Genomic DNA, 14,843 nt, shown 5'->3' with positions numbered 1-14,843 from the left:
CCGTTTCGGAACCCGCTCCGTTCCTGGTCGGAGCGGTGACCGAAACCGGAAGGTTTCAGGCGACCCGGCGCAGGGAGCGGCGGGCGAAAATGGCAGCAGCGGCGTCGCTGTGACGCTGGATCTGGGCTTCGGTGAAGCCGAGGCGCTTGTAGTCCTTGAAGGTCAGGCCCTCGCCGCGCTCAAGCGCGTGATCTGCCATCTCGCTGGCGATGTCTCTGGCAATGGTCGGGGAGTAAGGGGTCTGAGTCTGCATTTTCGTCTCCGTGCTTCCCGGTCTCGCCGCTGCTCAGGGAGGAGGTTGAGCAGCGGCGCACCCTTGATGGGCGACCCGGCTTGGGAGGATCGAGACCGGATGAGGCGAATATATACGCATACGTATACAGCGCAAGGCAAAAAATACGTTGACGAATAAAATCTCACCGAAGGAAACGCGTAACGCCCCGCCTTTTAGGGCGGGGTTTTTGTTGGTGGCGGCGAATCAGTCGAGAGCTAGAGCCGAGTCCACTCTTCCCGTGGGATGCGAAAGCGATATGGGGCGGACCACTCGATCACGACATCGTCGATGTCGGATGCGTTCGAGCTCACCAGAGTGAAAAAGCCTGGCGAAGAGCCGCGTTTGATCTTCTTGATGTACATTCTGCCGTCGCTCAGCCGAACGACGCACATCTTTCCGACCAGGTCTTCCGGTGGCCGCCCGGCCTTATGGTAGCCGATGAGATCGCCATCCTCGAATATCGGCATCTGCGAATCGCCTCGAATAACGACCGCACCCGTACCTTCTGGAATAGGGAAATCGACTTCTACCGTGTCGAAGCCTTCATGCTCGACGTCATTAAAGGGAACAACTTCGGCACCGGCGCCGACATACCCGAATATACGCACAGTCTGAGTCCAACCTGTTTCCCAACCAGTCTCAGACAGATCGAACTCTAGGCCGCGTTCTTCCGCAAAATTCTTCAACTTCGCGATATGTTCGAACTCGGGTTTTGCGCCGGTTTCCCATCGAGACACGGTTGGCTGCGTCGTGCCGAGGGCTTCGGCAAACGCGCCTTGTGTCATGCCAGCAAGCGTTCGCAAGCGGCGGATGGCGACTTTAAGCTCCATACGCCAGCGCATATCAAGGGGTTCCATTAAATCAAAATACACGAACGCATATCCTCTTGCATTACTTCATACGTATACGTATAAATGCGCCATGAGCACGATAGCCCACATCCGCAAGGCGGTGTTTCGCATCAATCAGGATGAGTTCGCAGCAATCGCTGGCGTAACTCAGCCTACCGTTTCCCGTTGGGAGCGCGGCGCCGAGGAGGCTATGACTCTGGAGCAAATGACGCGCATTCGCGCAGCCGCAACTGCTCGAGGACTGGTCTGGCAAGATCAGTGGTTCTTTGATCCGCCGGAGTGCGCGGCATGATGATTTATAGTTCCCCGCGCGGACAGTTCCTCCGCGCCACTTCGCACCGGATCGGCGGACCTCTGAGATCCGGTGCGCTTTCTCTACGTTGGTTTGTCCAGGCATGCGGACCTCCGTGATGTCGATGCCTGATCTCTAAGCCACGCTCGCGAGGCTGACACGGAATCCCTTCATCAAACTTTTTTCCTTGACTACTTTCAGGGGTGTTTTTGTGCGCGCATATCTCTCTCAATCAGATGCTCTCTTGAAGGCGGCGACTGTCGCTGCTGTGGATGCAGTGGGCGGTGTCTCTCGTGCTTCGCAACTTCTTGGTATGGGTACCTCCGCGCTTACCAAGTACTGCTCGACCGCCGAAGAGTGGTCGAAGAACTTCATTCGCGTCGACCTTGCCGTCGCTCTCGATAGGGCAACCGCGCATCCTTTCATATCAACCGCAATAAGCCAGTTGGTTGCCGACCAAGCTCCGGCAAGCGTTGGTGAATTGACGGCCTCGGCGGTCCTCCGGTTGGACGGTGTGTTGGACGAGGTGGTGCGGACGATCGCGGTGGCGATTGAAGACGGCCACTTAGACGCGGCAGAACGGCAGGCGGTCCGCAGCCGTATCGTACCAGCGATGCTGTTTCTAGCGCGTCTCGACGCCATGATGGCGGGTGCATGCTGATGGAAAGAGATGCGGACCTTACGCAGATTGCCGATCAAATAATCAACATCCTCCCTCAAGGCGATGAAGATGCTGCGCAGGTTGCGCTTGCCGTGGCGGCCGCGAAATGCATCGACGCTGGGCTAACGGATGATCAAGCGAGCGCTGGATTAGTCTCGGCGCTTCGCAGCATACGAAAGCGGCTTTTGCGGGGGAGGTCAAACTGATGATCACCGAGCCCGGCCTCGATAGTGCTGGATGCCGGCTTCTGTACCGCGTCCGCCTCCACGCCCAGCAAAACAGGCGCGCCTATCCACTTTCATTAGATTGCGACAAGCGGGGCGTCGGCTCGGCCGTTGAAGGCGGCTATCTGGTCCGGCTTCACGACGACCCGCACTTCGTGACGATGACCGAGAAGGGAAACGCCTTCCTCGACCGGTTGCTGAGGTGCGAATGATGGTCGAAGAAGATTACCAGCGCGCCGTCGCTTTCGTCCGCTCAGTTGGGAAATGCTCGGCTTCATTTCTGCAGCGCCGCATGCAGATTGGATATAACGCGGCTGCTCAATTCGTAGAGCGGATGGAAGCTGAGGGGCTCGTCGGGAAAGCTGATTCCAGCGGAAAGCGCGCACTCGTTTCCAATGCAAACGACGTTGCCAAGGTGGAGCATCACGATGCGTCGAACCTTGCCGCAACCGTGGAACGTGCCCGCGCTCTTCTCGACGATGGCGACTATAATGCCGCGCTGATGCTGTCCTCCGGTGCCTATGATCAGGCGAAAGCAGCGGCGGGTTACGCCAAGCGACTACAGGCGGGCGATCAGTTGATCGCCAAGGCGCGTCGCATGCAGGCCGACGCGCTGCTGATCGAGAGCCGCGCCAAGATCGCGCTTGCCAATCAGTTTGACGAGGCCCAGGCAGCTGGGTTTGTCGCAACACCCGGTCGCCCCAAAAAGGTTTCAGACGAAAACCTTTTTCGCTTGGAGGATGTCGGGCTCTCAAAGGCGCAAGTCCATGAGGCGCGAAAGTTGCGCGATGCAGAGGCCGATCAGCCTGGGCTTGTCCAACGAGCGATCGATGCCCGCATTGAGGCAGGGCTCGAGCCGAGCCGGGCGAACCTGCGAGCCGCCATCGGTACGGCTTCAGCGCCGAGGGAAGATCGAGGCGACAATTTCTACCAAACGCCAGCGGTTGCCACGCGCACGCTGCTAGCCTTTGAAAGCTTCTCTTCGACCGTATGGGAGCCATCCTGCGGACTTGGCGCGATCTCCAAGGTGCTGCAAGAACAAGGATATGACGTCATCCTGTCGGATCTCGTCGATCGCGGAACGGCCGACAACGACGGCGAGCTGCAGGCGGTCGGTGATTTCCTCGCGAGCGGTCGCGACGAAGGCAATAGCGCCGATATCGTCACCAACCCTCCCTACGGCGAAGTGCTGAACGACTTCGTTGCGCACGCGCTGCGCGTCCATCGCCCTCGCAAGATGGCGCTGTTGCTGAACCTTAACTTCATGTGCGGATTTGCCGACGAGGCGCGTAACTTCGTCATGGACGAAAACCCGCCGGCGCGCGTCTACGTGTTCAAGCGTCGTCTGCCGATGATGCACCGAGAGGGCTGGGACGGCAAGAAAGCCTCCAGCCGCATGAACACTGCGTGGTTCGTGTGGGAGCTGCAGGAGGATGGCACCTACGGCAGCGCGACGACTGTCCGCCGTGTCGACTGGGCTGAGTTCCAGGATGCTGACGCGGTCGAACCGGGTGAAAGCACTCACGTCGGTGACTTCTATTTCAACGATGAGGATTTTACCCGCTCGACGCCGCGCAAGACGCTTGACGAGCGCGTCGACGAGGAACGGGCGCGGGCGCTGGTTTGGGCCGGCGAGCATGATCGCTTCGACGCGGTCGAAATGCGCCGCGGCATTGGTGTTCGGCCAACCACGGCAGACGGTCTGATCCTGTCATTGCATGCGGATGGGCTAATCCGTGCCGACGACGAGCCCGGCCGTTGGCTGGTCTCAGACGACGGCTGGCGGTCGCTCAAGGCGATGGCAAGCGTCGTCGTCGGCATGAAGATCATGGAGGCTGTCGATGGCGGTCGCTGACGATTTCTCTCCGCTTATGCTGAAGCGCTTTCTGCGGCTCCGCGTCGAAAAGATGGCCCGTACAGCTTATCCGGCTTTCGGCACGACCGGTGCGCGGGCAGCGAAGGTGGAGCTTCGAAAGCTAAGTGGACTATCGCGTGAGGCCTTCGACTTGGCATACGATGGTCGGCTTCACGATGTCGAGCCTCGGCGGCGGATCTGGGCGGCACTTTGGGTCGACCCGGAGGCTGTCGGCGTGACCTTGACCGACGAGGCGCTGTCATGAGCGACATGCTGCCCCTCGTCGACATTCTCGCGGACGCCGGAACGGACGCAGAGCGGGCCGATTGGCTGTTCCGCTGCCCGTACTGGGTCATCAATCGTGAACACATGAACATTCGGGAAATCCTCCGGCAGGCAGGGCTGCATGCTGGTGTCGCATACCTCGACGCGATGCTTTCGCTAACGAGCGCACGGCGCCTCCCGGATGGTTCGATACCTCAGACCATTGTCATGCCGGTGCATATTGCAGCCCATGACCTCAGAGAAGCGGCGCGGGGCGGCGCCACGGAGGCACAATGAGCAATCCGCGTTTCTCCATAATCCCGGCGTGGATTGTCACGGACAGTCGTCTCAAGGGCAGTGACCTGCGGGTGCTTTGCCTCTTGGGAACTCACACCAACAAAGAGGGCTGGTGCCGTCGTAGCCAGGTGACAATGGCGAAGGAGCTCAATTGCGGGCGTTCAACGGTTCAGGACTCACTCAATCGTTTGGCAGAGATCGGCGCCGTGGAAAAGCGCAAGGTTGACAGCGCGAGCGGCCGCGACAGTGCCCACTACTATCGTGTCATCCTCGATCGCGTCATCGCGAGCAATGCGTTCGATGCATGGGAAGCCGAGGGTGGAGAGGAATTCGATCCTATCCCGAGCGACTTCGACGAGGCACCCCCTGCCGGTATACCGGCACCCCCTGCCGGTCCTAGGGCGGCACCCCCTGCCGGTTCTGGACCGGCACCTATTAACGACAGTTCTCTAACTTCCAATCTTAACGAAGAAGAGAGAGAGCGCGATCGCGATGATGAAGGGGAGGAAAATCCCAAGGCGCTGGAAAAGCGATTCCGCAAATGGTGGTCGACATGGCCAACCTATGCGACCGATACGGAGGCCACGACGCGGCGCGCCTGGCTGGACCTGACGGACGAGCAGCGAAAGGCTTGTGAAGACCGCACCGCCGACTACCTTGCTGCGGCGAAGGCGTCTGGACGCAAGTTCTCGAAGGCGGCTGCGACTTACCTCTCGGAACGCGCTTGGGAGCGGCTGGGCGAAAAGGCCGGCTTTGCAGCTCACGCGGCGCCGGAGGCCTATACGGCCTATTCGCGGGCCGGCCGTGCCTTGTTGCTGGCGGAGCTGCTGAGGCCAGAGCGCAGCCTTACTCTCAACCCGATCGAGCAGAAGATCATCGATGACAAGCCTGAAAAGCGGGATCTGATCTGGCGCGACAAGCGCGAAAAGCAGGGATGGCCGGAGGCTTCGAGGCTCATTGACACGACAACGCAAAGGAAGCGTTTCAACGTCCCATCTCGCATTGTGGCGATGGCCCAGACCTTCGACAAGGTGAAGGTAGGCGGCGACGTCTGGAAGGCGTGGCAGCGCCTGCACCATCGTCGTTGCTGGCCATGGCTGATGGCTCCTGAGGGTCTGGAATGGATGCAGTTCCCGCGCCTGCCTGATGCGATCGAGGATCTCGATGAGGCTTGTGAACTGGCACTGAGCGAATTTGAGGCGGCACTGAGAGAGGTCAGGGGCAATGACAATGCAGCGTAAGATCACCGGAAGGAAGATCAACTATCGGCCGATGATCGAGGCCGAGCTGTCGCACCTCGAGAAGTTGCGAGCCTATCAGCGTTCGACGAGAGCAGACCGGATCGCAAGAATCGCAGCGGACAGGTTGCGGTCGGCATCCAAGGAAATGTGTGAAAGGAAGCCGAAAATGGCGAATTGGTACTGCCTACGGGTGGAGAGCGGCAAAGAGTTCATTGTGGAAAAGTATCTTGAGGCCGCGAATGTCGAGGCTTTCATGCCGTCGGAAAAGATCTTTCGCGTTCACAAGGGAACGAGAATCGAGGGATCGAGACCGTTCTTCCCGTCATATATGCTCGTCCGTTTCGTGCCATCAGGCGATGCATTTCAGGGGCTAAAAAACGTCAAGCACGTGATCGATATCGTCGGCGGGCCGAACGGCTATCATGTCGTCAGAAACGAAGATATTGAGCGTTTCAAAGCGCTTACCAGCAGCGGAGATATACCTTACGTGAAGACGGACAAATCGATGAAGGAGGGTGACATTGCCGAGATTACCTTTGGTCCCTTCTCCGGACTCTCGTGCCTAATCGTGGCTGTGAAGTGGTGCCGACAGGCACAGGCCAGGGTGAAGATCGACGTTTTTGGAAAGCGCTTCGATGTCGAGAGTATGCCTCTTGCTTTCCTGAAAAAGTCATGACAGCAATTATGTCACTGGACGAGCCGGACAAGCGAACCCTCTGATCTCATCGCTGGACGATGTGGAGAGTAGGCGAAAGCCGCAGGGAACATCGCACCCGGCCCCAGCCTTGACCGCCTCAAATTCGAGGCACTGACTCAAGGCCAGTGCTACTGCTATGACTTCTCTGTTGCATCCAACTAGGCGGCCTGATGGTCGCCTTTTCTGTTTCTAGGTTATGGGCTGTCGTGCTGGGCTCATGAAATCCTAGATCAGGAGATCGCAATGGGTATCCGTTGCAAGATGACGCTGGAGAACGTTTACGCGAATGCATGGGGCGGCTCGAAGGCAATCTTCCGCTGCACCTATGACAAGGCGATAGCTGAGGACCTGTCGTTCTCGAAAGCGACGCCGAGCGGGTTTGCCGAGTACAACATCGACAATCCCGCGGCTGCTGAGCAGCTCGTCATCGGAAAGCAATACTATGTCGACTTCTCTCCAGTGGAGTAGCATCACGGACAGGGCGGCCTTCGGGTCGCCTTTTCTGTCTAAGGGTATGGGCAAGCTCACATCTCTGAAGCCAAGGCTCAAGACGCTTGGCTCTCGCCTCTCTCCAATATCGCCATCGACGCGACAGGAAGCGGAAGCTCAACGCAGTCGTGAGCGTGACCAGAGCCAGCCATGGCGGGCCTGGTACAAGAGCAACCGATGGCGGAAGCTGCGGGAGGAAGTGCTGAGGCGTGACCTCTACACCTGCAAGCAAACGGGTGTTCTCTGCAGCGGCAAGCATCCAGCCGATAACAGTCCGGTGGTTGACCACAAGATCCCGCATCGCGGTGACGAGCGGCTGTTCTGGGATGTGAACAACCTGCAGACCGTAAGCAAGGCTTACCACGACAGCGAGAAGCAGAAGCAGGAGCGGGCTCGGCCCGGTTGGTGATATGGCCAAGGATGCAGGCGAGATCATTGTCGACGGCAGCGAACTGCTACGAACCCTGAGGATCGGTGTTCGCCTGCCCAAGGGCTTCGCTCTCCGGATGTGGATGGCGACAAAGCTCTTCGAGTTAGCAGGCACCATAAGTGGCACGACCGTGGTCATCGAGGTCGATGACAGCAACACCGACGAGGCCGGAGCCTGAAGACATCGGAGGCCCAGACCGCTCAAGGGGGGTGGGTCAAAAGTCTGAAAGGCCGCCTCGGCCCGGACCCGCGCCCCTCTCACGCACACGATTTTTTTCCGATGACCCAAGATTTTGACCTCTTCGGCAACCCTCTGCTGACTGTCGACGCCAAGCGCGGCAGGCCGGAGCATGAGCCATCGGAAGAAAACATCATATTTGTCATGGTGTTACTGGCATCTGGCCAAACAAACCAAGAGGTTGCAAAGCGCCTCGGCCTTTCGGTCCCGACTTTTCGGAAACATTATTTGCATTTGATCAAGCATCGCGAGCTGATGCTTGATCGTTTGAAGACAAAGCTGCGGGTGACGCAGATCCAACAAGGCCTTTCCGGCAATGCCTCAGCTCTGAATGCTGCCTTGTCTATGCTTGATAAGGTCGGATCCGAAGGGGCTGAGGCCAAGTTCAAAGGCAGAGAGAAACCCAAACAGCAGGAGAAGACGAGGAAGCTCGGGAAGAAGGAGGAGCGACAGCTGGCGGCGCAAAAGGTCTCAGGGAAGTTCGCTCCACCATCAGCACCGAAGCTGATCGTCGATAACCGTTGATGAAGTGGTCCACTGCCTGTCTCGATTGGGAAGATCGGATTGTTAATCGTCGTTCGCTCATTGCGTTCGATCCGCTTTTCCCGGATGAGGCCGAGGCAGCGCTTGAAGTCTTCAAGTCGCTCCGCATCGTCGATGTTGCAGGGCAACCGACATTTGGCGAGGCCTGCGGCGAGTATGTTTTCGACTTCGTGCGGGCGATCTTCGGAGCCTACGATGCCGAGACAGGCCAGAGGTTGATTGAGGAGTTTTTTCTCCTTATCTCGAAGAAGAACATCAAGAGTACACTGGCCGCCGGGATCATGTTGACGGCACTGATACGCAACTGGCGACACTCCGCCGAGCTGCTCATCTTGGCTCCAACGCAGGAAATCGCGGGAAATTCCTTCAACCCAGCGGCCGACATGGTCGATGCTGATCCGGAGCTGAAGGAGTTCCTCGATGTAAATCGGAACCTGAAGAAGATCACTCACCTTCGGACGAAGGCGGTTCTCAAGGTAATCTCCGCCGATTCCAAAACATCATCCGGCAAGAAAGCAGCATTCGTACTCATTGAGGAGTTGTGGCTGTTCGGCAAACAGGCCGGGGCCGGCTCGATGCTTCAGGAAGCGACCGGGGGATTGATATCTAGGCCGGAGGGCTTCGTGATCTACATCACGACGCAAGCCGACGAGCCGCCAGCCGGAGTATTTCGGGAGAAGCTCGATTACTTCCGTAAAGTCCGAGATGGGAAGATCGATGATCCGCGCAGCTTGCCCGTGCTGTATGAGTTCCCAGATCAGTTGGTCGAGGACAGGGCTTACCTGGACCCGAAGAACTTTTACATCACCAACCCGAACATGGGGCGCTCCGTTCGCCAGGACTGGCTGGAGCGGAAGTTCGATAAGGTACAGGCTGGCGATGACGAGGAGGGCGATACGATCCAGTCCTTCCTGGCCAAGCATCTTAACGTCGAGATCGGCATGCGCCATCGCGCCAATCGGTGGGAAGGCGCGCCTCTCTGGATTGGTGGCGCTGATAATATTCTTTCGAAGCTTCCTCATATCGAGGCGTTTCATAAGATCTTGCGACGCTGCGAGTGTCTGACTGTCGGCATTGACGGCGGCGGCCTCGATGACCTCTTCGGCTTCTCGATCGTCGGGCGGGAGCCTGGTGAAATCGAGGTTGATATCGAGGTGGATGGTGTCAAGCGCAAGGCATTCATGAAGCGGTGGCTGGGGTGGTCCCATGCTTACTGCGACGAGGATGTCCTTCGCATAAGGAAGAAGATCGCTCCGAAGCTTCTCGACCTAAAGGGCTCAGGTCACCTCACCATCGTCAGCGATGGTTTGAGCGACATGGGTGAGATCGTCGAACGCATCAACCAGATCAAAATGGCCAACAAACTCGGCGGCGTCGCCGTCGACCCAGCGGGTATTGGTGACCTGATCGATGCCTTGGCAGAGATCGACGTCACGATCGACAACGGCCTCCTGATCGGGGCACCTCAGGGGATCGGTATGATGAACGCCCTGAAGACGACGGGGCGGCGCTTGAAAAGTGGGCTGTTTAGACACGCTGGCGGCCCGCTCATGGAGTGGTGCATCTCGAACCTGAAGATCGAGCCTACCGCCACGGCGATCCGGGCAACAAAGCAGACGGCCGGTGACGCAAAGATTGATCCGGCGATGGCGATGTTCAACGCCGTCACGCTGATGAGCAGAAATCCGGAACCATTCAGGCTCGAAAGCCTGAATGACTTCCTTTCCAACCCTGTCATGGTCGGTGCTTGATGGCCTCACGTACGAAGAAACGTTCTCGCCAGGAGGTCGCCCCGGCGAACATGACGAATGACCAGCTGGCCGCGAAAGAGCGTCGGCTGACGCTTAAGAATGGCGCTGGATGGGCGGCGGCGTTCGGAACGGGAAACCACGCAGGAAAGAGCGTCAATCTTCATTCCGTTCTCCAGCTCGCCACCGCCTGGGCATGCATCCGGCTGACCGCGCAGGCTGTGTCGTGCCTTCCTCTGGCGATGTATGAACGTCGCGGCGATAATGACCGGGTCCGCATCGACGATGACGATGTTGCAGAAGTCATCTGCGACAGCCCGAACGAAGACCAGACGCCGCTCGAGTACTGGGAATCGCAGGTTGCTTGGATGGCGGCGACCGGAAATGCGTATTCTGAGAAGGTCGAGACTGGTCGACGCCTCAGTGCGCTACAGCCGATGGCGAGCACGCATTGTTGGCCGTTTCGGGATGCCGAAGGCGTCTTGAAGTACAACTACTCGGATCGAGGCAAGAACGAGGTTCTCCCCCGCGAAAAGGTATTCCATCTTCGTGGCTTTGGGTTTGGCGGTGATGTTGGTCTCTCGCCAATTCAGTTCGGCGCGCAGGCCTTTGGATCTGCGATTGCCATCGACGAGGCGGCAGGGAAACTTTACGGGAATGGGCTGCAGGCCAGCGGCGTCCTGTCCTCGGACAAGACGCTGGAGAAGGATCAGCGCGAGGCTCTTCAGAAGATCATGGAGAGGTTTGTCGGGTCGACGAACGCCGGCAAGCTGATGGTTCTTGAGGCAGGCCTGAAGTACGATCGACTAGCTCTCTCTCCAGTTGATGCCCAGATGCTGGAGAACAAACGGTTCAGCGTCGAGGAGATATGCCGCTGGTGGGGCGTGCCGCCAATTATCATCGGCCACGCTGCGCAAGGGCAGACGATGTGGGGCTCCGGGGTAGAGCAGATCCTGCTGGCTTGGCTGACCCTCGGGATTGATCCTCTTTGCGACCGGATCGAGGCGCGGATCAAGAAGCAGCTTATCCGGCCGACAGGCAATCGCAGACGTTATGCCGAGTTCAATCGCGAAGCGCTGCTGCAAATGGACAGCAAGTCCAAGGCAGCGTTCCTGTCGACGATGACGCAGAACGGCCTGATGACCCGTAACGAGGGTCGCGCCAAACTTAACCTTCCCCGTGTCGCCGGGGGCGATGCGCTGACAGCTCAGACGAACCTCGCACCACTTCATCTGCTTGGAAACGCAACCGACAACAATACCGCACGCGCCGCAATGCGCGCCTGGCTAGGTATCGAACAGAGCGAAAGGCTTCCTGATGACCATACGTAGTCTCCCCGCCGCGAACATAGCGGTTCGCCCTGGTCTGCGTTCGGAAGTTTCTCCGCATGTGCTCGATCGTTGGAACTCCAGCATTCGGGCTGCTGCCAAGGAAGATGAGGAAAACACGATCTCCATCATGGAGCCGATCGGAGCAGACTGGATGGGAGATGGGGTAACAGCCAAGCGGATCTCCGGGGCGCTCCGTGCCATCGGCAAGAAAGATGTCACTGTCTCGATCAACTCCCCTGGCGGCGACTACTTCGAAGGGCTGGCGATCTACAATCTCCTTCGCGAGCACCCGGCGAACGTCACCGTAAAGATCGTCGGCATTGCCGCCTCGGCTGCCTCTGTCATCGCAATGGCCGCCGACGAGGTGCAAATTGCTCGCGCCGGCTTCCTAATGATCCACAATACGTGGGTCTTTGCGATGGGCGACAGAAACGAACTTCGAAATGTCGCCGACTGGCTTGAGCCATTCGATCTCGCCGCGGTCGATATCTACGCTGCCCGCACCGGCATTGATCCGAAGGAGCTTGGAAAGATGCTCGATCGTGAGACTTGGATCGGTGGCGCGGACGCCGTCGCTAAGGGCTTCGCTGATACGCTATTGTCAGCCGACGAGATCGACAGCAAGGCCAAGAACTCGATTGAGGGCAAGGTCGTGGTTGCGTCTCACAAAATCGAGACTTTTCTCGCCCGTGCGGGCGTATCGAAATCTGAGCGGCGGGAACTACTTGCCGCGATGAAAGGAGGCATGTCTAGCGCTGCCTCAACCGGCATGTCTGGCGCTGCCGTTTTGTCGGGGGTCGAAGACCTCCTCTCATCCATCAAAGCGATCTCATCGAACGCCTGAGCGCGTTCCTCTCAAAAGGTAGATGTCATGATCAAGAAACTCGCATTTTGCGGGGCTCTCGCCGTATTGGCTATTGCAGCCGTTATGCTCAGCGCCCCAATTGCCGATGTCCTTCACCCGATGGTCGCCGTTGCGACTCATCACCTTCCCACGCCGGCAATGGCTATGGTCGCTGTTCTCGGCGCTCAGCGTCCTGCGCTGATGTCCCGCAAGGCATTGATGCCTGGCGTGTCGCTGGCGTCTCTTACGGCCAACCAGCCTCTCGGTGTTTGCGGTTCTGTCCGCAACGATATCGATGCAGGAAAGATCGAAGCTCTTCTAAAGGATGTGAAGAGCGAACTTTCCAAGGTTGGCGACGACGTAAAGCGCACGGCGGAAGATGCTCTGAAGCAGTCCAAGGATGCGGGCTCTCTCTCTCAGGAGACCAAGCAAAAGGCTGATGAGCTTCTCATGGCGCAGGGCAAGCTCTCTGCGGCCCACGACAAGCTGAGCGAAAAGCTGGAGCAACTGTCGACGCGCAGCACTGATCTTGAGCAGAAGATCGCCAACCGCCGCCAGGGTGGCGATGCAGCGCCGAAGTCCCTCGGCCAACTGGTTGGCGAGAACGAGAAGATCAAGGCTTTCGCAGCAGCTGGTGGCGCTGGCACAGTCAAGGTCAGCGTACAGAACGCCATCACCAGCGCGGGCAATTCTGGTGGTGCGTTGATAGTGCCCCAGCGTGATACCGAAATCGTTGGTCTGCCGCGTCGCCGCATGACGATCCGTCAGCTCCTGCAGGTCGGTTCAACGAACTCGAATTCAATCGAGTATGCTCGCATGATCACCCGCACCAACGCCGCGGCGGCGGTTGCGGAGGGGGCGCAAAAGCCGGAATCCAACTATGTATGGGAGCCGCGCGACGCGCCAGTTCGCACCATCGCTCACTGGGTCGCGGTTTCTCGTCAGGCAATGGACGATATCCCGCAGCTGCAGAGCGAAATCGACGGCGAACTGACCTACGGCCTGGACTTTGTCGAAGAGGCGGAAATCCTCAAGGGCGACGGTACCGGTCAGCACCTTCTCGGCCTCGTGCCACAGGCCACGGACTACGTTGCACCCGCTATCACGGTGCCGAACATGACGAAGATTGATGTTCTGCGTCTCGCTCTGCTGCAGGCCTCGCTCGCCGAGTACCCCGCTGACGGTATCGTTCTGCATCCTACCGATTGGGCAGACATCGAACTGACGAAGGATGGCGAGAACCGCTACATCTTCGCCAACGTCATTCAGCTCGCTGGTCCCCAGCTCTGGGGCCGCCCGGTCATCGATACGCAGGCGATGTCGCTCGACGAGTTCCTTGTCGGCGCCTTCAAGATGGCGGCAAAGGTCTGGGACCGCATGGATACTGAAGTTTTGATCTCTTCGGAAGATCGCGACAACTTCATCAAGAACATGCTGACGGTCCGCGCAGAGAAGCGCTTGGCACTCGCTGTGAAGCGCCCTGCTGCCATGGTGACGGGAGACTTCAGCGACATCCTCACCGCAGCTGGCGGCTGAGGCTTCGGCTCATCAAGGCGGGCGGCTTCGTTGCCGCCCGCTCTATGAACCGAAGGAGAAAGACCATGAAAATTCAGGCATTGCGTGGGACCTACGGCGACAAGGGTTTTGTCCATCGTGGGCAAGTCATTGACGTACGCGAGGACAAGGCGCGCGAACTTATCGAGCGCGGGCTCTTCGTATCCGCCGCTGAGGCAGCAGACGCCCGCGCCAAAAAGGCAAAGGAAGAGGCTGACGCCAAGGCAAAGAAAAAGGCCGACGCGAAAGCCGCTAAACAGACCGAGGCCGATGCGGGAAAATCTGCTGCTGATGCGAAGGCAAAGGCAGACGAAACGGCGAAAGCTGACGCAGACGCAAAGGCAAAGGCGGATGCGGAGGCGGCTGAAAAAGCCAAGGCTGAAGCTGACGCCAAGGCAAAGGCGGACGCCGACGCTGCTGGCGGCAAGAAAGAGTAATCCATGGATCGGCAGGTCAAGGTCATCGAGGCGCCCAAGCCGTTCGTGTCGTGGGAAGATATGAAGACCCATGGCAAGATCGAGGAGGAGTCGGAGAAGTCGTATGTCGAAACGCTGGTGAACGGCGCGACGACTTGGCTCGACGGGCCAACGGGCTGGTTGGGTCGATCTCTGGGCGTACAAATCCTCGAGTTCTCGTCGTCGAACTGGCCTTGTCATGTTGATGACTTGCCATACGGGCCCGTGATCGAAGTTATCTCTGCCGAATACGTAGACCCAAATGGCGACAGCCATAGCATAGTCACTGAAGATCTGACGGATTTCAGCGACATGCCTGATGTTCGAGGCGATGAGGGCGACGTCAAAATCCGCTACCGTGCTGGTTACGGGGTGCAGGACAGTGACGACCAAACGAAGTGGAACAACGTCGTTCCATCGCCAATCCAAGTCGCGGTCATGATGCTCGCCACGCAGTGGTATCAAAACCGAGAAGGTGTCTCGGTTGGCTCCTCGGTGGACGAGCTTCCGTTCGCGGTGAAGGCATTAATTCAGCCGTTCAGAATATATCGGTGAA

At 58.5% G+C, this 14,843-nt stretch carries 20 protein-coding genes; 18 read left to right on the top strand and 2 right to left on the bottom strand.

Annotated features, from left to right (window positions below; translation table 11 throughout):
- Window positions 1-55 precede the first annotated feature (55 nt).
- Window positions 56-253 carry a hypothetical protein gene (locus RGCCGE502_RS22595; protein ID WP_016556518.1) on the bottom strand — a complete coding sequence of 66 codons (198 nt, stop codon included), beginning with the start codon at window positions 251-253 and terminating at the stop codon, window positions 56-58.
- 236 nt (window positions 254-489) lie between these two features.
- On the bottom strand, window positions 490-1,146 hold the full coding sequence (locus tag RGCCGE502_RS22590) for a LexA family transcriptional regulator (protein WP_244441786.1): 657 nt from the start codon (window positions 1,144-1,146) through the stop codon (window positions 490-492).
- A 49-nt stretch (window positions 1,147-1,195) separates the two neighbouring features.
- Between RGCCGE502_RS22590 and RGCCGE502_RS37480 the strand changes: the two genes are divergently transcribed.
- The 18 genes from RGCCGE502_RS37480 to RGCCGE502_RS34715 all read left to right on the top strand — a co-directional run bounded on the left by RGCCGE502_RS37480 (window position 1,196) and on the right by RGCCGE502_RS34715 (window position 14,842).
- The gene (locus tag RGCCGE502_RS37480; RefSeq protein WP_016556516.1) at window positions 1,196-1,417 is read left to right on the top strand and encodes a helix-turn-helix domain-containing protein; all 222 of its coding nucleotides are present in this window, start codon (window positions 1,196-1,198) and stop codon (window positions 1,415-1,417) included.
- 211 nt (window positions 1,418-1,628) lie between these two features.
- The gene (locus tag RGCCGE502_RS22580; RefSeq protein ID WP_040675521.1) at window positions 1,629-2,078 is read left to right on the top strand and encodes a hypothetical protein; all 450 of its coding nucleotides are present in this window, start codon (window positions 1,629-1,631) and stop codon (window positions 2,076-2,078) included.
- Between the two features lie 205 nt (window positions 2,079-2,283).
- Entirely contained in the window at window positions 2,284-2,514 is a 231-nt protein-coding gene (locus RGCCGE502_RS22570; protein WP_016556513.1) for a hypothetical protein, read from the top strand.
- On the top strand, window positions 2,514-4,157 hold the full coding sequence (locus RGCCGE502_RS34725) for a DNA translocase FtsK (RefSeq protein ID WP_016556512.1): 1,644 nt from the start codon (window positions 2,514-2,516) through the stop codon (window positions 4,155-4,157). Before RGCCGE502_RS22570 ends, RGCCGE502_RS34725 begins: the two co-directional genes overlap by 1 nt.
- The gene (locus RGCCGE502_RS22560) at window positions 4,144-4,422 is read left to right on the top strand and encodes a hypothetical protein (RefSeq protein ID WP_016556511.1); all 279 of its coding nucleotides are present in this window, start codon (window positions 4,144-4,146) and stop codon (window positions 4,420-4,422) included. Before RGCCGE502_RS34725 ends, RGCCGE502_RS22560 begins: the two co-directional genes overlap by 14 nt.
- Window positions 4,419-4,718 (top strand): hypothetical protein, encoded by a 300-nt coding sequence (locus RGCCGE502_RS22555; protein WP_016556510.1) that lies wholly within the window; start codon window positions 4,419-4,421, stop codon window positions 4,716-4,718. Before RGCCGE502_RS22560 ends, RGCCGE502_RS22555 begins: the two co-directional genes overlap by 4 nt.
- Window positions 4,715-5,959, top strand: a complete 1,245-nt coding sequence (locus RGCCGE502_RS34720) for a helix-turn-helix domain-containing protein (RefSeq protein WP_019280506.1) — start codon at window positions 4,715-4,717, stop codon at window positions 5,957-5,959. Before RGCCGE502_RS22555 ends, RGCCGE502_RS34720 begins: the two co-directional genes overlap by 4 nt.
- A complete protein-coding gene (gene nusG, locus RGCCGE502_RS22545) occupies window positions 5,949-6,635 on the top strand; it encodes a transcription termination/antitermination protein NusG (RefSeq protein WP_016556508.1) in 687 nt (228 codons plus the stop codon). Before RGCCGE502_RS34720 ends, nusG begins: the two co-directional genes overlap by 11 nt.
- A gap of 264 nt (window positions 6,636-6,899) precedes the next feature.
- Entirely contained in the window at window positions 6,900-7,124 is a 225-nt protein-coding gene (locus tag RGCCGE502_RS22540) for a hypothetical protein (protein ID WP_016556507.1), read from the top strand.
- Complete coding sequence (locus RGCCGE502_RS22535) at window positions 7,099-7,554, top strand: HNH endonuclease (RefSeq protein ID WP_244441785.1); 456 nt, start codon at window positions 7,099-7,101, stop codon at window positions 7,552-7,554. Before RGCCGE502_RS22540 ends, RGCCGE502_RS22535 begins: the two co-directional genes overlap by 26 nt.
- Before the next feature lies 1 nt (window position 7,555).
- Complete coding sequence (locus RGCCGE502_RS22530) at window positions 7,556-7,753, top strand: hypothetical protein (protein WP_016556505.1); 198 nt, start codon at window positions 7,556-7,558, stop codon at window positions 7,751-7,753.
- Between the two features lie 287 nt (window positions 7,754-8,040).
- A complete protein-coding gene (locus RGCCGE502_RS38265; protein ID WP_244441784.1) occupies window positions 8,041-8,337 on the top strand; it encodes a hypothetical protein in 297 nt (98 codons plus the stop codon).
- Window positions 8,337-10,106: a terminase large subunit gene (locus RGCCGE502_RS22520; RefSeq protein WP_016556503.1), complete on the top strand. Its 1,770-nt coding sequence runs from the start codon at window positions 8,337-8,339 to the stop codon at window positions 10,104-10,106. The genes RGCCGE502_RS38265 and RGCCGE502_RS22520 overlap by 1 nt, the downstream gene beginning before the upstream one ends.
- Window positions 10,107-10,156: 50 nt before the next feature.
- The gene (locus RGCCGE502_RS22515; protein ID WP_016556502.1) at window positions 10,157-11,434 is read left to right on the top strand and encodes a phage portal protein; all 1,278 of its coding nucleotides are present in this window, start codon (window positions 10,157-10,159) and stop codon (window positions 11,432-11,434) included.
- The gene (locus RGCCGE502_RS22510; protein ID WP_019280504.1) at window positions 11,421-12,278 is read left to right on the top strand and encodes a head maturation protease, ClpP-related; all 858 of its coding nucleotides are present in this window, start codon (window positions 11,421-11,423) and stop codon (window positions 12,276-12,278) included. Before RGCCGE502_RS22515 ends, RGCCGE502_RS22510 begins: the two co-directional genes overlap by 14 nt.
- A 27-nt stretch (window positions 12,279-12,305) precedes the next feature.
- On the top strand, window positions 12,306-13,814 hold the full coding sequence (locus tag RGCCGE502_RS22505; protein ID WP_016556500.1) for a phage major capsid protein: 1,509 nt from the start codon (window positions 12,306-12,308) through the stop codon (window positions 13,812-13,814).
- 65 nt (window positions 13,815-13,879) lie between these two features.
- Window positions 13,880-14,269: a hypothetical protein gene (locus tag RGCCGE502_RS36785; RefSeq protein ID WP_016556499.1), complete on the top strand. Its 390-nt coding sequence runs from the start codon at window positions 13,880-13,882 to the stop codon at window positions 14,267-14,269.
- 3 nt (window positions 14,270-14,272) lie between these two features.
- A complete protein-coding gene (locus RGCCGE502_RS34715) occupies window positions 14,273-14,842 on the top strand; it encodes a head-tail connector protein (protein ID WP_016556498.1) in 570 nt (189 codons plus the stop codon).
- The last annotated feature ends 1 nt before the right edge of the window (window position 14,843 follow it).

The sequence above is a fragment of the Rhizobium grahamii CCGE 502 genome (assembly GCF_000298315.2).
Lineage (GTDB): Bacteria > Pseudomonadota > Alphaproteobacteria > Rhizobiales > Rhizobiaceae > Rhizobium > Rhizobium grahamii.
This window is presented reverse-complemented; position numbering and strand designations above follow the sequence as displayed.